22 protein-coding genes and 1 rRNA gene are annotated in these 22,797 nt (G+C 35.9%); 10 read left to right on the top strand and 13 right to left on the bottom strand.

Going from position 1 to position 22,797, the window contains the following annotated elements:
• The first annotated feature begins 236 nt into the window (after nucleotides 1–236).
• From FHL06_RS02375 to FHL06_RS02365, 3 genes are read left to right on the top strand one after another with little or no spacing between them, the layout of a single operon-like run.
• Nucleotides 237–749 carry a YagU family protein gene (locus tag FHL06_RS02375; RefSeq protein WP_153384645.1) on the top strand — a complete coding sequence of 171 codons (513 nt, stop codon included), beginning with the start codon at nucleotides 237–239 and terminating at the stop codon, nucleotides 747–749.
• 9 nt (nucleotides 750–758) lie between these two features.
• Nucleotides 759–2,072 (top strand): MFS transporter, encoded by a 1,314-nt coding sequence (locus FHL06_RS02370; RefSeq protein ID WP_153384644.1) that lies wholly within the window; start codon nucleotides 759–761, stop codon nucleotides 2,070–2,072.
• Nucleotides 2,073–2,083: 11 nt separating this feature from the next.
• The gene (locus tag FHL06_RS02365; protein ID WP_153384643.1) at nucleotides 2,084–3,421 is read left to right on the top strand and encodes a replication-associated recombination protein A; all 1,338 of its coding nucleotides are present in this window, start codon (nucleotides 2,084–2,086) and stop codon (nucleotides 3,419–3,421) included.
• Between the two features lie 26 nt (nucleotides 3,422–3,447).
• Here the strand turns inward: FHL06_RS02365 and rpiA are convergent, their stop codons facing one another.
• The 3 genes from rpiA to FHL06_RS02350 form a co-directional block, all read right to left on the bottom strand.
• A complete protein-coding gene (gene rpiA / locus FHL06_RS02360) occupies nucleotides 3,448–4,101 on the bottom strand; it encodes a ribose 5-phosphate isomerase A (RefSeq protein WP_153384642.1) in 654 nt (217 codons plus the stop codon).
• Nucleotides 4,102–4,566: 465 nt separating this feature from the next.
• Complete coding sequence (locus FHL06_RS02355; protein ID WP_153384641.1) at nucleotides 4,567–5,289, bottom strand: C40 family peptidase; 723 nt, start codon at nucleotides 5,287–5,289, stop codon at nucleotides 4,567–4,569.
• Between the two features lie 211 nt (nucleotides 5,290–5,500).
• On the bottom strand, nucleotides 5,501–6,058 hold the full coding sequence (locus FHL06_RS02350; protein WP_153384640.1) for a guanylate kinase: 558 nt from the start codon (nucleotides 6,056–6,058) through the stop codon (nucleotides 5,501–5,503).
• Between the two features lie 84 nt (nucleotides 6,059–6,142).
• On the opposite strand from FHL06_RS02350, the gene FHL06_RS02345 reads away from it, so the two are divergent.
• Entirely contained in the window at nucleotides 6,143–6,352 is a 210-nt protein-coding gene (locus FHL06_RS02345; protein ID WP_102195489.1) for a DUF2187 domain-containing protein, read from the top strand.
• A gap of 43 nt (nucleotides 6,353–6,395) precedes the next feature.
• On the opposite strand, the gene FHL06_RS02340 is transcribed toward FHL06_RS02345, so the two are convergent.
• Entirely contained in the window at nucleotides 6,396–7,355 is a 960-nt protein-coding gene (locus tag FHL06_RS02340; protein WP_153384639.1) for a hypothetical protein, read from the bottom strand.
• Nucleotides 7,356–7,581: 226 nt separating this feature from the next.
• On the bottom strand, nucleotides 7,582–8,208 hold the full coding sequence (locus tag FHL06_RS02335) for an LVIS_2131 family protein (protein WP_153384638.1): 627 nt from the start codon (nucleotides 8,206–8,208) through the stop codon (nucleotides 7,582–7,584).
• A gap of 270 nt (nucleotides 8,209–8,478) precedes the next feature.
• Between FHL06_RS02335 and nrdH the strand changes: the two genes are divergently transcribed.
• Genes nrdH through nrdF form a run of 4 tightly spaced genes read left to right on the top strand, consistent with a single transcriptional unit; the run spans nucleotide 8,479 to nucleotide 12,279 of the window.
• On the top strand, nucleotides 8,479–8,709 hold the full coding sequence (gene nrdH / locus FHL06_RS02330) for a glutaredoxin-like protein NrdH (RefSeq protein WP_153384637.1): 231 nt from the start codon (nucleotides 8,479–8,481) through the stop codon (nucleotides 8,707–8,709).
• 2 nt (nucleotides 8,710–8,711) lie between these two features.
• Nucleotides 8,712–9,086 (top strand): class Ib ribonucleoside-diphosphate reductase assembly flavoprotein NrdI, encoded by a 375-nt coding sequence (gene nrdI / locus FHL06_RS02325; RefSeq protein ID WP_153384636.1) that lies wholly within the window; start codon nucleotides 8,712–8,714, stop codon nucleotides 9,084–9,086.
• Nucleotides 9,073–11,238 carry a class 1b ribonucleoside-diphosphate reductase subunit alpha gene (nrdE, locus tag FHL06_RS02320; protein WP_153384635.1) on the top strand — a complete coding sequence of 722 codons (2,166 nt, stop codon included), beginning with the start codon at nucleotides 9,073–9,075 and terminating at the stop codon, nucleotides 11,236–11,238. Before nrdI ends, nrdE begins: the two co-directional genes overlap by 14 nt.
• A gap of 15 nt (nucleotides 11,239–11,253) precedes the next feature.
• A complete protein-coding gene (gene nrdF / locus FHL06_RS02315; RefSeq protein ID WP_153384634.1) occupies nucleotides 11,254–12,279 on the top strand; it encodes a class 1b ribonucleoside-diphosphate reductase subunit beta in 1,026 nt (341 codons plus the stop codon).
• Nucleotides 12,280–12,329: 50 nt separating this feature from the next.
• Here nrdF and FHL06_RS02310 read toward each other — a convergent pair whose 3' ends face one another.
• Nucleotides 12,330–12,782: a MarR family winged helix-turn-helix transcriptional regulator gene (locus FHL06_RS02310; protein WP_337692520.1), complete on the bottom strand. Its 453-nt coding sequence runs from the start codon at nucleotides 12,780–12,782 to the stop codon at nucleotides 12,330–12,332.
• A gap of 177 nt (nucleotides 12,783–12,959) precedes the next feature.
• Between FHL06_RS02310 and FHL06_RS02305 the strand changes: the two genes are divergently transcribed.
• Nucleotides 12,960–13,913: an alpha/beta hydrolase gene (locus tag FHL06_RS02305; protein WP_153384633.1), complete on the top strand. Its 954-nt coding sequence runs from the start codon at nucleotides 12,960–12,962 to the stop codon at nucleotides 13,911–13,913.
• Between the two features lie 233 nt (nucleotides 13,914–14,146).
• Entirely contained in the window at nucleotides 14,147–16,471 is a 2,325-nt protein-coding gene (locus tag FHL06_RS02300; protein WP_153384632.1) for an L-type lectin family protein, read from the top strand.
• A 54-nt stretch (nucleotides 16,472–16,525) separates the two neighbouring features.
• On the opposite strand, the gene FHL06_RS02295 is transcribed toward FHL06_RS02300, so the two are convergent.
• The 7 genes from FHL06_RS02295 to rrf all read right to left on the bottom strand — a co-directional run bounded on the left by FHL06_RS02295 (nucleotide 16,526) and on the right by rrf (nucleotide 22,787).
• Nucleotides 16,526–16,882, bottom strand: a complete 357-nt coding sequence (locus FHL06_RS02295) for a DUF1634 domain-containing protein (protein WP_153384631.1) — start codon at nucleotides 16,880–16,882, stop codon at nucleotides 16,526–16,528.
• Nucleotides 16,882–17,724, bottom strand: coding sequence for a sulfite exporter TauE/SafE family protein (locus FHL06_RS02290; RefSeq protein WP_153384630.1), 843 nt, complete (start codon nucleotides 17,722–17,724; stop codon nucleotides 16,882–16,884). The genes FHL06_RS02295 and FHL06_RS02290 overlap by 1 nt, the downstream gene beginning before the upstream one ends.
• Nucleotides 17,724–18,200, bottom strand: a complete 477-nt coding sequence (locus FHL06_RS02285; RefSeq protein WP_153384629.1) for a hypothetical protein — start codon at nucleotides 18,198–18,200, stop codon at nucleotides 17,724–17,726. The genes FHL06_RS02290 and FHL06_RS02285 overlap by 1 nt, the downstream gene beginning before the upstream one ends.
• Before the next feature lie 97 nt (nucleotides 18,201–18,297).
• Complete coding sequence (locus tag FHL06_RS02280; protein WP_238333947.1) at nucleotides 18,298–19,107, bottom strand: alpha/beta hydrolase; 810 nt, start codon at nucleotides 19,105–19,107, stop codon at nucleotides 18,298–18,300.
• Nucleotides 19,108–19,111: 4 nt separating this feature from the next.
• Complete coding sequence (locus FHL06_RS02275; RefSeq protein WP_153384628.1) at nucleotides 19,112–20,314, bottom strand: MFS transporter; 1,203 nt, start codon at nucleotides 20,312–20,314, stop codon at nucleotides 19,112–19,114.
• Nucleotides 20,315–20,564: 250 nt separating this feature from the next.
• Nucleotides 20,565–22,187, bottom strand: coding sequence for a helix-turn-helix domain-containing protein (locus FHL06_RS02270; protein WP_337692519.1), 1,623 nt, complete (start codon nucleotides 22,185–22,187; stop codon nucleotides 20,565–20,567).
• Between the two features lie 483 nt (nucleotides 22,188–22,670).
• A 5S ribosomal RNA gene (gene rrf / locus FHL06_RS02265) occupies nucleotides 22,671–22,787 on the bottom strand.
• Between the last annotated feature and the right edge of the window lie 10 nt (nucleotides 22,788–22,797).

The following is a 22,797-nucleotide window of genomic DNA, read 5'->3' as shown; positions in this document are numbered from 1 at the left end:
TCTTTGCTTCTTTGTTTTTGACTATGCTTAAATAATAACGGGAATTTATGAATATACAGTTCCCAAAGTACGAATTAATTTATAACAATATATGAAGAATTTGTGACCATGTAATCCCTATCACCCCTCTTTTGAAAACAATCAGCTCTAATAAGACTAATTACCTGAATTCGATTTCTAGCTGATTTATAATTTAATAGAAATATTAATTATTAAATAGAAGAGAGGATTTGAGTATGAAATTAACTAAGAGTCAAAAAGTCGATTTGAAAGCTGCTTTAATTGCTGGTACTGCTGCCGGTATTTTTTCAGGTTTCGTTAAATTAGGTTGGGAAAATGTCTTGCCACCACGTACACCAGAACGTGATGCCGTTAACCCTCCACAAACATTATTAGAACAATTCGGTATTCCACAAAAGATCACTCGAGGTACATATACTTATTCTCATCAACAAATGCCTTGGGCAAGTTTTCTCATGCACTTTGGCTTCTCAACTTCCTTTGCTATCATTTATGAAGTTTTAGCCCAATACAAACCATTCATTAGAAAGGGTTCTGGAGCTATCTTTGGACTAGCAATCTGGGTTGCCTTTCACATCGGAATCATGCCAATGATGAAGACTGTACCTAGTCCTAAGGATCAACCAACTGAGGAACACATTTCAGAAGCTCTCGGCCATATCGCTTGGATGTGGACAAACGACATCGTTGGACGTGAACTTTACCGTCGTTTGACTGAACAAAAATAGGAGCCGCCTTTGAACAAATGGAGGACTTCAGTAACTGAACGAATCAGTTATGGCTTAAGTGATGCAGCCGATAATTTAGTTTTCCAAATGATGACCACCTACCTACTATTCTTCTACACCGACGTCTTCGGTTTGACCGCAAATGAAGTTGCTATCTTATTTGTTGTCGCCAGAACCGCCGATGTTTTTGAAAGTTTGATAATCGGAATGATGATTGATAACACTCACTCCAAATGGGGCAAGAGTCGACCATTTTTCTTGTGGTATTCATTTCCTTACGTAATTTTCGCTGTCTTAACTTTTGTGACACCTAATTTCCTACCACATTCTGGGAAATTGATTTGGGCCTACGTCACGTACTTAGGTTTAGGATTCTTTTATACTGCTGTTAACTTACCAATCACCTCAATCTTGCCTACGATGACCAATAATGAGCAAGAAACTACCCTCTTAGGAGTTATTAGACAATTCTTCGGTAGTTCTGTTCAAATCATTGTTGCTGTCTTTACGATTCCTCTGGTAAGCTTCTTTGGTAAAGGCGATCAACAAAAAGGATTCTTGGGAACTATCATTTTATTTGGGGTCATTTCCCTAATTCTAATTCTCAACACTTTCTTTCATGTGCGTGAACGTTATTCCAATGAGGAAATAAATCATCAACCAGTTTCAGCTGTTTGGAAGATGCTGAAGCAGAATAAACCCTGGATTATTATCTCGATTGTAATTTTCCTATACTGGCTGACGACTTCAATCAAGAACCAAACCACAATCTATTATTTCAAATACATTATGCATGATGAAGCAATGGTTTCACTGGCCAATAGCTTTACTTTGACTGCTTTGATCGGTGTCGTAGCCATTTACTTCGTCTCTGCCAAATTGGGCAAGAAAAATACGATGCTTTTGGGTATCGTAACAGCCTTTGTAGGACAACTAATCATCACCTTCGCTACTTACACGAAGAACCTGCCTGTGCTTTTTACTGGTATTCTTATCAACTGCATTGGTGGCGGTTTTATTATTGGACTTGTTTCTATTATGATTGCCGACACGATTCGTTATGGTACTTCAATGGGAATCCAAGCCGAAGGCGTCTTAGCTTCAACCGATGACTTTGGCGTTAATATAGGTCTAGGACTTGGAGGTTTAATTACCGCTGAATCGCTGCAATTATCAGGTTATGTTTCCAATAAAGCCCAGACAGCAACGACTATCTCTGCCATCAATTTAAATTACGCTTTAATCCCGCTGGCACTTTATGTAATTATGTTTTTGATTTTACTAGGTTATAATGAAGAAAAAATTAAAACTGCTATCAAATAAAAAGAGGCACTATGAAACAAGAATCGCTATTTTCTAATCCAGACAATGACCAAAATACTCCTCTAGCTAATCGGGTCCGCCCTACGACACTAGAGGAGTTTGTCGGTCAACAACATTTAATCGGTGATCACAAAGTTCTCAAAGATATCATCGATCAAGATAAAATACCCTCAATAATTTTTTGGGGACCTCCTGGGGTCGGTAAAACCACTCTTGCTGAAATCATCGCCAAAAAAACTAAAGCCAATTTCATTACTTTTAGTGCTGTCACCACTGGTATCAACGACATCAAAAAAGTCATGAAAGAAGCCGAACTCAATCGAGAAATGGGTCAAAAAACCATCGTCTTTATCGATGAAATCCATCGCTTCAATAAGGCTCAACAAGATGCCTTTTTGCCATTCGTTGAAAAGGGCAGCATCACCTTAGTTGGAGCAACCACAGAGAACCCTTCTTTTGAAATAAATTCTGCTCTGCTCTCAAGATGTAAAGTGTTCGTTTTAAAGTCGCTCACCACTGATGATTTGGTGACACTCATCAAGAATACTTTGACCAATCCTATGGCTTTTCCCAAGTTGAAAATTGACATCGACGACGATACGATTCAAATGATTGCTGCTTATGCTAATGGAGACGCTCGAGTTGCTCTTAACACCCTAGAAATGGCCGTTATCAACTCAGAAACAAAAGATAATACTGTTAAAGTCGATTTAAACGATATTAATCAACTATTAAATACCAAATCATTACGTTATGACAAACACGGCGAAGAGCACTACAACATCATTTCAGCTTTGCATAAATCAATGCGTAACAGCGATACTGATTCAGCAATCTATTGGGTCACACGCATGATGGAAGGAGGAGAAGACCCCCTCTACATCGCTAGACGGCTTGTTAGATTTGCTAGTGAAGATATCGGACTAGCAGATACTAATGCTTTAAACGTCGCTATTAACGCCTTTCAAGCTTGTCAGTTCTTAGGTATGCCAGAATGTAACGTTCATTTAGTTGAAACTGTGATTTATTTGTCAGTTGCACCTAAATCAAACGCTACTTATAAAGCCCTCTTGGCAGCTCAAAAAGACGTCAAAAAATATGGTAACTTGCCAGTTCCACTACAGATTAGAAATGCACCTACTAAATTGATGAAAAATCTTGGCTATGGCAAAGGATATGAATTGGCTCATAACTACAAAGATAAATTGACTACCATGAAGACTGTTCCTAAAGAAGTTGAAAATAGTCAGTATTATTTTCCTACCGAACAAGGAAAAGAACGTTTCTTCAAACAACGGTTGGAAAATATTAAGCAATGGCATTTAAATAATGATGACAAAAAAGATTAGCAGATTTTATCAATCCGCTAATCTTTTTATTTTTTTAGATGTTTAACATCATCATTTGTGGCTAATAGGACATCAGTTACTAAATTTTCAAAATAAGATGTCCCAAGAACACCAGTCATTTGTTCTAATGCTTCATTTATTTGTTTTATCTTGGACCAATCAGAGAATTGACAATCAACTAATCCATTGCCATTTTCTGTTCGGACCATCCCCGCAATCTCGCTAGATTGACGAACCTTTCCAACTCCACCTAATTCTTGAACTTTTTGAAGAACTTGAGGAATCGCTAATTCTAAAACTTCCACGCTTAAGACGACTTCTGGATTTAAAACTTTAGCAAAACGACTTTCTGGTGCCATAATCACATATCGTTTTGCTAAATTAGCATATAACTTTTCAAGCGTATGAATTCCACCATTACTTTTTAAAACATTCAAATTTTCATCGATACTGTCGCATCCATCAAAGGCAATATCAAATCGTTCAACTTGGTCTAAAGAAACTACGGTAATGCCTAATTCTAAACAGAGTTTTCGGGTTGATTCGGAAGGACTAGCAATTTTCAAATTCAAGTTCTTATCTAAAGCTTTGATCAACCTTCCTACTGTTCTGCCACCACCAAAACTGACAGTCATATTCGGTTCAATCAATTCCAGTGCTTGAGCGATCAATTTCTCCATATTCATTTCTCCCAAATAGATTTTGCTTTAATTTTACCAAATTTTGACCAAGAAAAAAGCCCGCTAATAAGCAGGCTGCGACGATATTTATTAACAAGATAAATACCTCTTCTTTCTTTTTAATGAGTTACGGGGAATAACTCATAATTGTTTTTTATTTCTATATCTTAGGGGGGAGATATATTTAATTTATGTTTTAAAGGGTTTAACTTTTATTAATTAATTGATTGTTTTCAATAATCATTATCTATTCAAATAAAGGATTGTTTCTTTGGGAAAATCTTATCTTATCAACTGTCACCTCTTTGCTTTTTGACTATGCTTAAATAATAACGTTGAAATTAGAATATTTTTATACCAATATGTGAAGATTTTTTGAAATTTAAATTGTACAAAAAAAGACTGCCAATTGGCAGTCTCGAATTATTTACTTATTTATAGAATGATTTGAATTTTGAATTTTAATTATAGAACCTTAACAGCGAATGAAGGCATGAAGTAACTTGAGATTGATGAAATCTTAACTGATTCGCCAGGTTGTGGTGCAGCGATGTATTGGTTGTTACCTAAGTAGATAGCTACGTGGTAACTTGCACCCTTGCTACCCCAGAATAATAAGTCTCCGGCTGAAGCTTGTGATACTGATTCTTGTGTACCGGCACTTTCTTGGGCTACTGTGTATGAACCAATGCTCTTACCAGTTGCTTGTTGATATACGTATGATGTGAAACCTGAGCAGTCGAAACCACTTGGTGTCTTACCACCCCATACATAAGGTGTACCAATATATTGTTTAGCAGTACTGATAGCTGCATCGACTGATGAAGTTGAACTTGTATCTGATGATGCAGCTGATTCTGTCTTAGCTGAAGGAATAGTTACGTCATTTACGTTAACCCATTCGTTTGTAGCAACTAAGTACCATGTGTTTCCTTGATCATCAACAGCTTCAGAACCAACTTTCCATGAACTGTTTGATGCCAAAGCACGTCCAGTATTCTTAGCACTTGAATTAGGAGCTGAATACAATGTTGTAACGTTCTTTGTTGTAACAACTGAAGGAACGTTTTCTGAAACGATTTGGGCAGCAGCCTTAGTTGTAGTTGTATGTGCTAGACCTAAACCTGTTACTGCTAATGATGCAGCAGCTGTAAATGAAATTAGACTTTTTTTAATGTTATTATTCAAAATTTAAATCCCCCGTTAATGGTTTGTTTTTATTCCTTAAGTTTTTATTAATTATTATTTTCTTATCACTCAACGATGACTATAATACTCTCTGAATATTGCAGAATTGTTACAGTAATTGTATAAGAATGTTACACTTTGTCATTCACAAAATAAAAGGGCTCTCATCGTTGTTACATAAGCGATAAGAGTCCTTTTGTGAAAAGGCTTTTTATTTGATTTTTTCATTTACTAGTATTTTTGCAACGGTTTCTTTGGTTATTTTGATATTATTGTTAACTATTACGTAGGATTTACCTCTTAATTCTTCAGGAATTTTCAAATCTCGCTGGAATTCATTACTATTGATTCGAGTTTGTAAACGAGCTTTATCGTCCCCACGATTTTCAAGTCTCTGAGTGACTGTTTCCAAGTCGACCTCTAAAAAGATGACCACGGCGTTTTTTCCATACTTTTCTTTGTAGGAGACGGCCCCTTTAGTATCAACAACAATGCTAGCGGCGTCATATTGTTCCCAAGTGCGATTCAGACTTTCTTCAGAAGATCCGTACCAGTTGCCGCTATATTCAACTTTTTCCAAATAATGGTTGTTTGAAAAGCTATCTTTTGTTTCAAAATAGTAGTCAATGCCATTTTTTTCGCCCGTACGTGGTAATCTAGTAGTGTGAGTTATAACACTAGGTATATGATAAGTATCTTGTAAGTATTTGCTAATTGTTGTTTTACCAGTTCCACTTGCTCCAGTGATAACGATAATTTTTTTATCCATTATGGGACCCCTAAGTTTGAAATATTTCTTCTACTATATTATTATACTAGTCTGTTAAGTAATTAATCCGAGGAGAATTTACATATGAAAATAGAAGACTTAAAAGTTGGTACTGTTTACGATTGCTCCGTTGATGAAGATATGGATTACCCATTCCAAGGTAAAGTTGAAAAGATTTACGAACACTCAGCTTTGATGGAAATTGTTAAAAATGATCCCAAAGATAATTCTAATAAAATGGAATTAAACAACAAAATTGTTGTAAGCATCAAGAAAATCAAAAAAGCTAAGTAATGATTTAACCGGCCGGACAAAATGTTCGGTCTTTTTTTGACTCTTAATCGTCGCCTTCATTGAGTCCAAAGTCATCATAAGTATCGTAATAATCATCATCTTGATCGTCAGCAAAATCGTAAGTCTTTTGTTCTTTAGTCTGATGCTTTTCCGGCACATGATAAATTTTAGGCTTTATTGTAATGCCTAATTTATCAATGGCCGTTTCTTTAGGAGTACTATTTTTATTTTGAAATAACGAATAGGTTTCTCCAGTATTCGCATCTTGAAGCTTCGTTTTCGACAATCTTAATAAAACCAACTGTCCTAAAATCTCTTTAGATTGATTTAAATTATATTGATTCAAAACATACTTGCCATTTTTAACCATTATGTCTTTATAAATAATGGGATATTTTTCCTCCCCATCCATTTGAACAATAGCTAAATAAGAATTTTCAGGTGGACAATTAAAACTAAGGTATCTGGCAGGATTATTGTCGCTGACATAAAATTTATTATCCAAATTCTTGGGCAATAGTCGCAAATCTTTTGGAACTGGACCTGGATGATAAATTTCTTTATCAGTATTATCGACAGCATCCTGATATTTACTGCGACTTCTAAAAACGGCTATATCTTTATTGGCAAGAATCTTTACTTTTTTAAATGAAATATCATCATACAAAATATAGGAATTGTCCGTCAACTGGTAGTAGTAAATATCATCTAAACTTTCTCGTTCCACATTTTCAACCAAATCCTTCATCGACAGCTTAGTCTTGGTGAATTTAACTTCGGACATTTCATCAGATACGGTATTTGCTTGAGGAGTATATTGATGATAAACTGCTTGAAAATCTTTGGGAACACCCTTTGTAAATTCCAAAGTTTTTGTCTTTTTCTTTTGTTGATGCGTGCGAGTTGTCGCAGGTTTTGAGTGACTCGTTTTTTGATGTTGACCGCAGCCAGACAAAAGCAGCAGAAATGAAAAAGTTAAGATTATTTTCGTATGATTTTTCACCTTTCATCCCCTTGTTATTGATGAAATAAGTTTAGCACGTAATTCAAAGCATTCAGGTTTTAACTGCCTGTTATATCAAAATAGAATAAGTCGTTAATTTATTTTAAATATTTTCACAAAAATAATAGGCGTGATAACCATTTACGATTGTCACACCTATTTTATCTTTATCATTATGATTAAAAGTTGAATCTCTAAACCTTACTTTTAATATTTTTAAATTTTTCTAGCGTTCGACGTTAATAAACGATCTAGCTGGAACCCTCAATACTCGATATTCCATGGCATAGCGATTAGCCTTCAAGCCTAATCCGTTGATGAAGTTATTCTTATACTTAGCTTGGACGGTAATTACGTAAGCAAACTGGTATTTTGAATCCATCTTCTTGATTTTTTTCATTGGCCAGTCTAAATGCAATCCTGAAACGGTAAATGGCAAAGTTGCATCTGAAACTGTGGCGTTTTTGCTTGAGACGGTATAAGTCGAATTATTCAACCAATATTGATAAACATCAGTTGCCGAACTAGATTCTTTTTTATTGATTTTGACATAGTATCCTTGTCCATCATCAGTCGTTTGAACAATCATCGGATCATATTTATATGAAACGGCGACTTCACTTTTATCTGTCAAATCAACCTTCGTAAACAAGCTATTATATAAAAGTCCGATAACAGCTAAAATTATGACGACAATTTCTAATAAATCCGTTAAAATAGTGGTCCAAGTAATTTTCTTTTTTTGGCCCACGAGAATTTTTAAATGACGATTTCTAATATTAAAGACAACAAAGATCAAAAGTGCTATGACAATGATCCATGCAATAATTCCCACAAAATTCCAAGAGTTCATAGTTTTCTCCCAACTAAAATTAATTGTTTTAAACACTCCATAACTCTATAATAGTCATTACGCTAATTTTACCACGAATCGAAAAATTATTTGAAATTGTAACGCAAAACGCTAAAAATTGCGTGGGCACACACGTTTGTCACTGATTTATAATGGCGACATAACCATGCTATATCGTGTATTGCTCGTTACATGTGAACACAATATGTTGTGTTTATTTAATTAAATGATTATACTGATTTAGAACGCAAGCGAGAGGAAGTAATACTTATGAATAATGTTATCGTATATAGTAAAAACAACTGCATGCAATGCAAAATGACCAAAAGATTCTTGAAGGAACACAACGTTTCTTTTGAAGAAAGAAATATCAATCAAGAGCCACAATATCTTGATGCTTTAAAACAACAAGGTTTCCAAAGTGTTCCCATCGTTATGAATGATTCTATGGACCCAATCGTCGGTTTCCGTCCAGATAGCTTAAAAGAGCTCGTAGGCTAATTTTGAAAGAAGTTGCCTATTATTCCATTACTGGTCAAACAAAACGTTTCGTCAATAAATTAGGAATAGATGGATACGAAATAACCGACGCCGATCCTTTCTACAAGATGGATCGGTCATTTATTCTTATCGTGCCTTCTTATGACGACGATATGATGGATCCAGTAATTGATTTTCTTCAATACGAAGATAATGCTAAAAACTGCGTTGGTGTCGCTGGTGGCGGCAACCGTAATTTCAATACGCTCTATAATCACACTGCTAAGGATATCGCTTCAGCCTTAGATGTTCCGGTCGTCTTCCAATTTGAATTCAACGGAACACAAAAAGATGTCGAAAACTTTAAGAAAGTAGTGAATAAAATTGGGACTAAATAGCCTAGACGCAACCAAACTCAGTTATTTTAAATTAAATAACGAAATCAACATCCCCGTGGATGATAAAATTCCTTTAAACAAGGATAAAGAAGCTGTTGTTGCCTTTTTCAAAGAAAATGTTGAACCAAACACAAAGAAATTTGCTTCTTTCAAAGATCATATCGACTACTTAGTTCAAAACAACTATATCGAAAAAAATGTTATCGATGAATATCCTCATGAATTCATCGACCAACTTTATCAAGACTTGATGGATCAAAACTTTAAGTTTCAGTCCTTTATGGCTGCTTATAAGTTCTACAATCAATACGCCTTAAAGACGGATGACGGTGACCTCTACCTAGAAAATTATGAAATGAGGATTCTTTTTAATGCCCTTTTATATGCCAATGGCGATCAAGAACTAGCTAAAGCCTTGGCCAAAGAAATGATTGCTCAACGTTATCAACCTGCTACGCCTTCATTTTTGAACGCTGGTCGCAAACGTCGTGGCGAATACGTTTCTTGTTTCTTATTGCAAGTAACTGACGACATGAACAGTATCGGAAGAACTGTCAACTCTGCTTTACAACTATCACGTATCGGTGGCGGAGTTGGTATCACCTTATCTAATTTGCGTGAATCAGGTTCACCAATCAAAGGTGTCGACAACTCTTCATCTGGTGTTCTACCAGTTATGAAATTGTTGGAAGACAGTTTCAGTTACAGTAACCAATTAGGACAACGTCAAGGTGCCGGAGCCGTTTATTTGAACGTCTTCCATCCTGACATCATCGATTTCTTGTCAGCTAAAAAGGAAAATGCTGATGAAAAAATCCGTGTTAAGACCCTTTCACTTGGTGTTATCGTTCCTGATAAATATTACGAATTAGTTCGTAATAACGAAGATATGTATTTATTCAGCCCTTATTCAGTTGAAAGAGTTTACGGCGTACCTTTCTCTTATGTCGACATCACTAAAGAATACGACAATATGGTCAAAGACGACCGTATCAAGAAATATAAGATTGAAGCACGTGAACTTGAAGACGAAATCAGTAAATTGCAACAAGAATCAGGTTATCCATATGTTCTAAATATCGATACTGTCAATCGCGACAACCCTATCGATGGCAAGATCATCATGAGTAATCTCTGTACTGAGATTCAACAAGTTCAAATACCTTCAGAATTAAATGACGCTCAAGATTACGTCAAAATGGGAACTGATGTCAGCTGTAACCTTGGTTCAACTAACATCTTGAATATGATGCAAAGTCCCGATTTTGGTAAGTCAATCCGTGCCATGACTCGTGCTTTGACTTTTGTCAGCGATGCTTCAAATATCGTTGCCGTTCCTCCAGTTGCCAATGGTAACAAAGTCAACCACTCAATCGGTTTAGGCGCTATGGGGTTGCATACCTTCCTAGCTTGTCACCACCTCGAATATGGTTCACCTGAAGCCATTGAGTTCATTAACGTTTATTTCTTGTTGTTGAATTACTGGACTTTAGTAGAAAGCAACAATATTGCTAGAGACCGTAATGAAACCTTCAAGAATTTTGAAAAATCAAAATACGCCGATGGTTCATACTTCGATAAGTATGTAAATGAGAGCTTCGCTCCAAAGTTGCCCGCTGTCAAAGAATTATTTGATGGCATCTTCATCCCAAGTCCTAGCGATTGGAAAGATTTAAAACAAAAAGTTATGCGTGATGGCCTTTATAACGCCTACCGGATGGCAGTTGCTCCAACAGGTTCAATCTCTTATGTCAACAACACTAGTGCTAGTTTGCAACCTGTTACACGTTTAGTTGAAGAAAGACAAGAGAAGAAAAATGGTAAAATCTATTTCCCAGCTCCCTTCTTAAGTAACGACACAATCAAGTACTACAAATCAGCTTATGATACTGATATGCGTAAAGTTATCGATACTTATGCTTCAGCTCAAGAACACATTGATCAAGGTATGAGTTTGACGCTCTTCATGCGTTCACAAATTCCTGAAGGAATCTATGAATGGAAAGACGATCCTAAACAAACTACCAGAGACTTAAGTATTTTACGTAACTACGCTTACTACAAGGGTATCAAGTCGCTTTATTACATTAGAACCTTTACTGAGAATAACGATGAAATCGGTAGTAACGAATGTGAAAGCTGCTCAATCTAGGAGGAAATTTTTATAATGGTTGAAACATATTACAAATCAATGAATTGGAATAAACTTGAAGACCAAATCGACAAGGAAACTTGGGAAAAGCTAACTTCTCAATTTTGGCTCGATACTAGAATTCCTTTATCTAACGATATGGATGACTGGAGAACTTTGAGTCCCGCTGAACACACCGTTGTCGGTCACGTCTTTGGTGGTTTGACTTTGCTTGATACTTTGCAATCTCAAGATGGTATCCAAGCTATGCTAAAAGATACCAGAACTCAAGCCGAAACAGCCGTCTTCAATAACATTGAATTTATGGAATCAGTCCATGCCAAAAGTTACTCCTCTATTTTCAGTACTTTGAACACTGCTGAAGAAATCGATGAGATTTTTGACTGGACTGATCACAACGAATACCTTCAAAAAAAGGCCAAGTTCATCAATGACATCTATCAAAATGGCAAGCCATTGGAAAAGAAAGTTGCCAGCGTCTTCTTGGAAAGTTTCTTATTCTACTCCGGTTTTTACACGCCACTTTATTATTTAGGCAATAACAAATTAGCTAATGTTGCTGAAATCATTAAGTTGATTATTCGTGACGAATCCGTTCACGGAACTTACATTGGTTATAAATTCCAATTAGGTTTCAACGAACTAAGCGAAAAAGAACAAGCTGATTTAAAGGATTGGATGTACGATTTGCTCTATACCTTATATGACAACGAAGAAAAATACACTCGTGAACTCTATAAGGAAGTTGGCTGGGTCGATGAAGTTATGGTCTTCTTGCGTTATAACGCTAACAAAGCGCTGATGAATTTGGGTCAAGAACCACTATTCCCAGATGGTAACGCTGAAGATGTCAACCCTATCGTTATGAACGGTATCTCAACTGGTACAAGTAATCATGACTTCTTCTCACAAGTAGGTAACGGCTACTTGATGGGTAAAGTTGAAGCTATGAAAGATTCCGATTACGATATCGGTCGTACTGGCGATCGTAAGACGCCAGAAAGCGATTCGCTCTTTAGTAAAGTTAAAAAATTAAAATAGATTACACAAAAATAAGCTCTAGCAATCAACTGATTGCTAGAGCTTATTTTTTAATCTTTAGCTGTAATATTTTCAAACAGCTTATTCGATAGACTTTCTAATTTGTCCCATTCCGTCTTAGAAAAATGACTCTTTTTTACCAATATTTCGGGTAGTTCATTTACTTCTTCTCTCTTTTTAGTCCCGGCAGCAGTTAGACAAACATTTACCACACGTTCATCTTTCTTACTACGTTGACGCTTTACTAAACCTTCATTTTCGAGGCGCTTCAATAAAGGCGTCAAAGTTCCTGAATCCAATGCCAACAAATTGCCCAGTTTCTTCACTGTCACATTGTGATATTGATACAAAGAAACTAAAACTAAATACTGCGGATAAGTTAAACCATTTTGGCTCAATCCATCATGATAAAGTTTTTGAATAGCTCGTGACGTCGCATAAAGAGAAAAGCATAAATGTTCATCTAAAGGGATTGGTTGTTGCTTGTCGTCGATAATAGGCACAATTGTTGCCCCCTTTTATAATTTATTCGTTAATACATTTTATTCCAAATCTATGAAATTGTAAATAATTATATTTTGTGCAATTTAATTGTTGACAAAATGTATCGCTGATTATATATTTATATCTGCCTCCAATATTGGTTGTGCACAATTTAATTACGAAAGAGGAATAATATTATGACAGATCGTATTTCTTTAGAACAAGCCGCTTTAGATTTTAGCATTGCTAATGAATCGCATCCCCGCATCTATGAAGTAGAACCTGCCTTAGGACGTTCTATCTTAGATCAAGTTCAAGATAGTCCGATTTTAAAACGAGAAGTTGATATTGAAGACGTTGAAATGAATACTGGCAAATGGGGCAATATCAATATCCGTTTCATCAGACCTCAAAACAACTCCTCAGTTCTTCCTGTTATTTTTTATATTCACGGCGCTGGCTGGGTCTTTGGCAATGCCCACACTCACGATAAATTGATTCGTGAACTAGCTGTAAGAACTAATTCCGTAGTCGTTTTCCCTGAATATGCACTTTCCCCTGAAGCCAAATATCCAACTGCAATTGAACAAAGTTATTCTGTGCTGCAACAATTATCAAACTTAGCTTCTGAAAAGAAACTCAATTTAGATAAAATCACCGTTTCCGGCGACTATGTTGGAGGCAATATGGCAACCGTTATGACGATTATGACTAAGATGCGTCACGGTCTTCCTATCGCCCAACAATTACTTTACTACCCAGTTACTGATGCTAATTTTGAAACTGAATCATACAAAACTTTTGCAGAAGATTACTTCTTAACTAAAGCCGGCATGCAATGGTTCTGGGACAAGTATACAACGAGTAAGCAAGAACGTGCTGAGATTACGGCTTCTCCATTAAGAGCCTCTCTTTCTGACTTAAAAGACCTACCTTGCGCAATGATTCTAAATGGTGAAGCAGATGTCTTACGAGATGAAGGAGAAGCTTACGCGAAGAAATTACGTGATGCGGGAGTTGAAGTTACGCAATTACGCTTCCAAGGTATGGTACATGATTTCGTAATGGTCAATTCTCTCGATCAAACTAACGCCACTCGTGCAGCAATGGATATTTCGACCAATTGGATCAATCAAAAAAATAATCGTTAATTATCAAAAAAGAACAAGCTGAAATAGCTTGTTCTTTTTATATAAATAAAAGCATATTTTGATAGCTATTTTATTTATTTTTGTTATATAAAAATAGAATGGTTTTACGGTACCATAAATGAATAATATATTTATACCTTTGTTATACTTTTGGCAGAAAACAACATCTATTTTATCTGCCAGAGGGGAATATGCATATTTTTAAAAGTAAATTTCGGATTATATATATTTTTTTGATTATATTTTTTTCGATTCTTTTTATCTATTTAGTCAATCCCAATACTGCTTTAGCCGATGACTATCAAAACGCCCTAGATACCGTACCTAAAGGACTAAAATGGAGCGATGATGATTTCAAAAAAGCCGGTTTTGAGGGCAACTCTGCAACTATTGTCAATTCTAACAACCCTGAATCTCCTGATACTAGTGTCATTAAAGTAACTAATGGTCTCTATCAAGTTGGTGGGATTTGGAGCAATGCTAACAATTACAATTACTTCGATATCGACCATGACCAAACAGCCTCGATGTGGCTTTATTTTGGACATGATAAAGCTACAGGCGGCGATGGTATGTATCCGGGCGATGGCATGGCTTTTGTGATTCAAAACGACCCTAGAACGACCGATGCTCATTCTACAGGGACCATTACAAATAAGGACAAATCAACAACTAAAGTCGTCCCTGGTAATGGTGAGACCTTAGGTGTTTGGGGTACCGATTGGGACACAAAAGAAACAGAACCCACGAATATTGCTAAAAATGCTATTCAAAACAGTGTTGCTATCGAATTCGATACTTTCATGGATCGAATGACTAATTTTAACGACATCAGTGGCGAAGGTGTTTCTTTTGATGTAGGAACCTATGGACAAAAAGATACTCATCACATTGCTGCCAATTATCCAGGAGAAGCTAGTACTTATATTCATCATTCTGTAACTGATCCAACTAAAACTGTAACCGATCCAACTAAAAAAGTTCAAAATACTGAAACTAATACAACCAAAGCAATCGATACAGCCAAAGCAACTGATTCAACTAAAGAAGACGGTACAAAAAACTACTTTTCATTGTTGCACTTAGCTTATACTTCCAACATAAATTTAGTCGATAGCAAGTGGCATCATTTAACGATTCATTGGACTAAGGCTACTTACAATCAAGTCAGTGGAAAAATGATGGGAAAACTGACTTATTATTACGATGACAAGAATCCTGATGGTACAGCTACTAATACCAGCAAAGTTTCTACTATGGGAGTTGATATTTCTAAATTCAATACTACCGATGGCAAACTTCATTGGGGTTTTACCGGTGCAACTGGTAGATACACCGAAAATAATTTGATTGCTTTTGAATCATTGCCTTCTTTTGTTGATGCAGAAGCTCAAACTACGATTCATAACGATACTGCTAATAAAGAAGTTCCAGCTGATGGCCACGTTGATACGCAAGATAAAATAACTTACAACTATGATTTGAAATATATCGGTTGGACTAGAACTTGGTCTGATATTAAAGCCAAGATGCAAATCCCTGCTAATATGACTTTTTCTAGCGGTGAAGTGACTTATGCCAATGGTTTAAGCGAAACTATTCCTAGTTCTGCCTTTAGTGATCCACAATATATCAATTACACCTTGCAACAGCATCTAGATAAGGACAATCGAACTGCTAAGATTTCTTTACATGGGCAGGCAGCTAAAACATCGACTAATCAGTTGACCGTCCCAACAGCACACGCTCATTTCGATGGCGATAATTTGATTACTGATACCGATACGACTTCATTTATTATTGACCCACGTTCCATTACCCTCAAAAGTTCAACGCCTGATATTATTAAAATCAATAAAAACGACAGCGTCGACATCCCTGCACAAGTCGACTACTTAGGAAATGAAAGCACAAAGCCTGATTACACTAAAATGACTGTCTACCAAAAAATAAACGACCAAGATTACGTTCCACTCACAACTCCAATTGCTGCAGATGGTAGTTTCACCTTGCATCTTGACAACAGTCAGCTAAATGAATCATCTACCCCAATTTCCTTTTATGTTAAAGACCCAGATGATTCAGTTGGACAAACGAATACCTTAAGTCGAATGATCCAAATTGGCGGTACTGTTGCCTTTGGTGAGGTGTCTAATAAGGTCTCATTTAAAAATATTTATTGGACTTCCAGAAATCAATTAGTTCCTCGACTTGATAAATGGAACATCAATGTCATCGACAGTCGTGATAAAGGCAGCAGCTGGTCAGTTCAAGCTCAAGCCTCTAACCTTATCAATACCAATAAACAACACACTCTATATGGTAATTTGGTTTACCGAGAAAATCCCGATAGCCAAGCAATAGATTTAACCAACAATGTTCACATTGCTAGTCATACTAAGAATAGTGACAACATAGAAACTAATAATATTGCCTCTCAATGGACGGATCAAAGCGGTATTCTACTTGCTTTAAACAATAGTAATCAAACCAGTCGCTCTGGTAATTACACTGGAACTATCAACTGGACACTCTTAGATTCAATTGACAATGCATAAAAAAATAAGCTATCGAGATATATTTTTCTCGATAGCTTATTTTTTTACTTACTTTTAACTTCGATATCCCATGAACATTGCAAACATCAAAATGATTAAAACAATCGTTGTGATTATAACGTATAAATTATCATGTTCTTTATAAAAGGCGTAAATCGAAACAACGACTCGCAATACTGGGGTCAAAATTAATAGAAAAACTCCTAACATAATGACCGCATATGACTTGCCACTAGCTACTCCAGCAAAAATTGCTGAAAATCTTTTGGGAAATCCATTCGTATAGCCGCTGCCATTCATAAAATAGAGCGCCATGCCAATTAGAATAACAATAGCTGAGGTAATGACACCGATTCGTAAAATTTTACCAATGATTACTTCAACTTCTCTAGTTTCTTCATGTGATTCCATTAGATATTCACCCCAAATCCTTTAAGTGCCATTTGCAATCCCATATACAAAATAATAGGGACAAAAATCATTCGAATAACTCGAGGTTTCAAAACTTGCATTAATCGAGCACCAATTGTAGCACCCGCTAAAACACCAATTGCTAATGGTCCAGCAATATCAGGACGAATCGATCCATTGAAAAAGTATACAGTCGCACTAGCTGCGGCAGTAACACCCATCATCAAATTACTAGTTGCACTCGAAGGTTTTAGTGGCATCTTCATAATCGTATCCATCGCGATTACTTTAAAAGCACCACTACCGATTCCTAATAAACCACTAGCCAATCCAGCAGCCCACATCATGACAAAACCACCAGGAACATTTTTCATTGAATAATCAACTTGTTTTTGTTCCGATTTATCATAATACGTACTAGCCAATTTGAATTTCTTAACTAGTCCTTCATCTTGGGTATAAACTGATTCGCCCTTCTTATCAAAAAGTTTCCGAAGCATATTATAACTTGAATATAATAGGAAAAATCCAAACAAGACATACAAGAAATTACTTGAGAACATCCCAACTAAGAGTGCACCCATAATAGCACCAACAGTCGTCGCGATTTCAAGAAACATGGCGACACGCAGATTCAGCATATCATCTTTTAAATAGGCAATCGTAGAACCAGAACTCGTCGCAATAACTGAGATGATACTAGCACCGATTGCATACTTAATATCTAACCCCATCATGATAGTCAATACCGGCGTGATAATCATACCGCCACCGATCCCCAAAATTGCGCCAAGAATTCCAGCTCCTACACCCATTACTAAGAGTAGTAGCATCGAATTCATTATTTATCCTCTTTCTCTACTTCTTCTTTATTTGAGAAATTCTCTACAGAAGTTTCATAGTTATCTTTCATTATATCCATTGCATGTTTAATTTCAGCATTTTTTAAGACATTTTCTGAAATTAAATCAATGTGAAATTTTGAGGCATTTAAATAATCGCATGCTGTTGAAAGATAGATTTTTGTCTCAACTTCTGCGTCGTCATCGAAGAAATGAGTGACTTTCTTAGCATCATCAAAAGGTAAATTTATAACACCAGTTTCTAAATAAAAGTTAATTTCGAATTCAGCATCGGCTACATGAATCATCACTTGGGAAAGTTTATTATCGGCAACATCCTTTTCCAGTTGTTCCTTAGCTTTATTAAGTGACCACAAGTCTTCTTGAAGCAAATCATCTTTACTAATTTCTAAACTAGTTTGATTAAAATTTCCTTCTTGAACGTTCTCCATAAAATCAGCAATTTTTACTTTCATCATTTTCTCCTAAAGGTACATTTTCAAAAAGTTATCCACAGCACTTTGATAGTTTATTGAGTCTACGTAGTAGCTACGAATATGGACGCCAAGACTTTTATACGTCTTTTTTTGGGAATTTTCCACATGTGGATAACTTCCCTTCCATTTTATAAGGGACTGTAAAATCATTCTTGCCATGCATGAATAAAATCGGCAACTTGTTTTGTTCTAAAGCCTTTTTACAGTTTGCCTGTTGGTATGAAAAGCCTGCACGAATTTTCGACATCAATGAAATACCATTGATTAGCCACTTGCCTTTGATATGATATCGTTTTTGACAATGATAGCTTAAAATATCAAATGCACTGGTATAACCAGAATCTTCAATAATCAGTTTAACATTTTTTGGTAAATCATTCCTGGTTGCAAGCATTACTGTTGCTGCTCCCATCGATGCTCCAAATAAAACGATCTTTTGATCAGGCTTTCTCTTATTTAGCTCTTTTATCCAGTCTAAAAGGTCTAAACCTTCAATATAGCCAAACCCTAAATATTTACCTTCGCTTTTGCCAGCTGCTTGATTATCGATTTGAAGCGTATTGCAGCCTAATTTATCAAAGAGTTGCGCGTGCACATTTAACGAATTATGATCCACGCCAAATCCATGCACCAAAATAGCCGTTACATGAGCGTTATTATTCGTAAACCAACCATATAGTTTACTGCCATTGTAACTGGACTTTATTTGCCACTCTTCTTTTGTCTTCTCTAAAAACTTTTTAGTGCTTTCTTCTAGTCCTTCATCCATCTTGACTTTGGGTGCTTGTGAACCTAAAGCCTTTGAACCTCTTTGTTGTATATATAAAAAAAAGGCGTTCAGAATTAGAACGACTAGTAATAACAATATCAATAAAAAGATTATCATTATCTTACCCCTCTTGTGCTAATTCTTTAACGCCTAACATTGCTACAGCTACTAATACCATTGAAACCGTTATTCCAACGAATAACGTTGAAAATGATAGAGCTGCAATTATTAAACTACCGGCATAAGGACCGATTGCTCGACCTAACGAACCAAAAATACTATAGAAACTTTGGAAAGTTCCACGGTTTTTATTCGTTGACATTTTGCTCAATAAAGCTGGAATCGTTGGAAAGACCATTGATTCGCCAACTGTCAAAATCAACATACTAGTGACGTATGCCGCATAGCTTTTAGCTTCTGGTAGCAGTAAAAATGAAGAACCCATGATTACTGTTCCAATGAAAATTTGAAATTTCAATAATTTAAATATTTTGGAAATCACACGATTCATTACTGGTTGAATAATCAAAAGCGAAGCAGCATTAATCGTGAAGACTAATCCGTATTCACGCGTTGTATAGCCTTGGTTGAGCATATAAGCTGACAAATTGCTGTCCCACTGCGAATAACCTAACCAGACAATAAAAATTGACGCACAAATAATAAACATATTAATGTTGAAACGTCTTGACCCGATTTCGATTCGTGGGTCTTTGATTTCAGTTGCTTCCATAGCTGGTCTGTCTGATTCATAATCACGTTCAGCAACCTGATCCAACACGTTAGCTCGAAGCAACAATATAACGCCGCTCAACACGAATAATAGCATTGGTATGAAGAAAGTGAAAAAGATACTCCACTTAAATATGAAGCCAACTGCTGTTGAGCCAATGGCAATTCCGATATTAGCTGCCAAATACATATTATTAAAAATAACTCGGCTATTTCCTGACATTTGCTCTGCGACAAAAGCAGTATAGGCATTGATTGCGGTATAGACTAACCCCATTCCAAATCCTAAAATGAACAACATAATCGCATATGTTGGCCATACATGATGTACTGACATACCTAACAACGATAAGATTGAAATAGCATAACCAATGTATAACGTTCCACGCTTAGAAAAACGATCGAACATAACGCCGCCAAGGGCATTTCCAACCATCATACAGCCTGAATAGACCATCAAGGCGAATCCAGCTGTAACTAGTGTTTCGTGTAGGTTCTTATGAATAAAAATTGTATTGACCGGCAACATAAACCCCATTACCAAGTTAAACGTGATATTTAAAATTAACAACCATATTCTTTGTGCACGCATCCTTCTCACCTCTTCTATTAATTTTTTCAATAAAAAAACCATGGCTTAAATCAACCATGGTTTTATCGGTAGTACTCAAATTGAGTAAATAGGTCCCGGTTCACATCCAGTTCCTATAGATATCCCTCACAATCCGGTGAGTGGTGCTCGATACCCTACCATCATAAGTGTCGTCCTAATTCGACGACTCTCGACTCATCGCACAACCTGTATCATAATATATTCTGAAAATAGTTGCAACACCTTTCACTTAAAGATTTGGGTTTTCACTAACTTTTTCTTCAGTCCAAATCTTATAAATCAAGTTCAATAAGCCGCCCATTTGGCCGTCGACGCCATTATACATCCAGCGATAGATGCAGACATCGTCTTTCATTTCATCTTCTGGTGGGTTGGCACTATTAGCAGTCACAACAATATCAGCGTCTTTTGGATCGCTTACGATTTTAGCATAAGGCAATGACTGCAATGTCACTGCAAGATCTGAGTAAACTAAGAAAAATGACTCTAATTCCAAGTAAACTTTGACTTGAATGTTCTTATTGTATAGTGAGAAGAAACGGTAAGCAATCGCATAAATAGCTTCCGAAATCTGTTTAGATTTTCCATTCAATGACTGATATTTATCACGAAGCATCAAATGTTGCACTGTTGAGTAAATTTTGCTTTCTAATCCTTCATCATTTAGCTTGCTGATAGCATCGCCAAATCCTGAATAGAGATTCAAAATTTCAATGTAGTTGTGATCTAATGCTAGAACGCCAATAATACATGTCGTTAAATTATATTTATAACGTAAGAATTCCTTGTGTGACAAGGCCATATCTGAAACTGCTTGTTCCACATCGATTGGAATAAGTTCCAAGAAATCATCAATGAAGTTAGCGAATAAAGGATTGTATCTAACTAATTGTTTAGAAACTGATTGTAGATATTCATCTGATACTTCAAAAGTAGCAGGAACGCACATCAACAAAATATAGAAGTCAGCTGATTGGAACATTTGCTCTTCGTAACTGACATCTTCTTTGATAGCACGTTTCAATTCTCGAACTTTTTCGCTACCAGTATCGCCTTCAAGCATCGAACCAGCACTTTCAAAAATATTAGGGAATGGATAGTTGATGACATTTAACGCATCCATATTCTGAACATGATTTCCTTCAATGATTCGATACAAATGAGCCATAACGACATAAGCATAGAACATCTTGGTAATATGGTTAGTTGGTTTGAGACGATATTTATCTAAAGCAATATCGACAACCTTAAAGGCAGTCTTTTGCGTAAAGTCTTCAAAAGGCCATACGTATCCCCTTGTAGCGTTCCAGTATAACGCCGCAATTGCTAAACGAATCGATTCCTCATCGCCTACGAAACGCATTGGTTCATAAGCTATTCGGACACCAAAACGCTTTAAATAGCCTCTCATTGGCTTTAAATGACGTAAAACAGTTGCTTTGCTGCTTTCTAGCGTTTCATAGAAATGTTTAAAAGAATCTTCCTTATTCTTAACGATTGCATCGAGGAATAAGTAGCCATCTGAATTAGTTGTCAAATAAGCATGATAGGCATCTCTTGTTACATCAAACATTTCTTCAGTACTGTAGTCATCCTTTTTAAGGATTTTCTTGAAATCATCTTGAATACCCAAGAATGTATTGTAAACACTCCCGTAACTCTTATTCATTTGATAAGCAGCCTTACGTAAGTTGATATCCTTAACCTTAATATCACGATTACGATAGGTATTGATAAGATTGGCACTGGCAAGTTGATTAGTTCTGATCAACTTTATTTTATTAAATAGTTGTATCTTTTCTATTTCTGATTTTGAGAGAAATAAGTCAGTAAAGCTATCCAAAGTATCCACCCCCGTAGATATAATTAATTCTATTATAATAGAATATATTCAATTTCGTATTAAAAAGATTACATTATAGTAAATAAAGTTTCATATTACTAACCTAGTAAAATTTATTACTTAAATAACTAGACAAGATATTTAGGGAAATATGAACACATTTTATTATCTATACCAATATGTTATTTTACGCCTTATTTTTAATAAGTATAGCCCCTGAATTTGCCTTAAATTTTGAAAAAAATAATTTTCATAAAAAAGAAAAAAATAAACTGAATTTTATTCAGTTTATTTCCTTGGATTTATATAAAATACTATATATTTTACTGTATTTTCATGAAAAAATGACGCTTGGCATCAAAGTTTACTTTTAAAAAAGTTTTTATTTACAATAAACTTTTTCATTATTTTTTATAAATATTTCTTCCTATTATTGTATCTGTAAAAAAGAAGACACGAAAAAAGGAATCGACATTGTCGATTCCTTAGCTTGCGTGGCAGCTCCCTATCCTCGCGGGTAGTTTCCCACCAACTACTTTCGGCGCGGAGAAGCTTAACTTCTGTGTTCGGCATGGGAACAGGTGTATCCTTCTCACTATCGCCACCACACTATTTTCGC

Source organism: Companilactobacillus halodurans, assembly GCF_009600985.1.
Classification (GTDB): Bacteria; Bacillota; Bacilli; order Lactobacillales; family Lactobacillaceae; genus Companilactobacillus; species Companilactobacillus halodurans.
The sequence above is the reverse complement of the archived record's forward strand: the minus strand, read 5'-3'. Positions and strand labels throughout refer to the sequence as shown.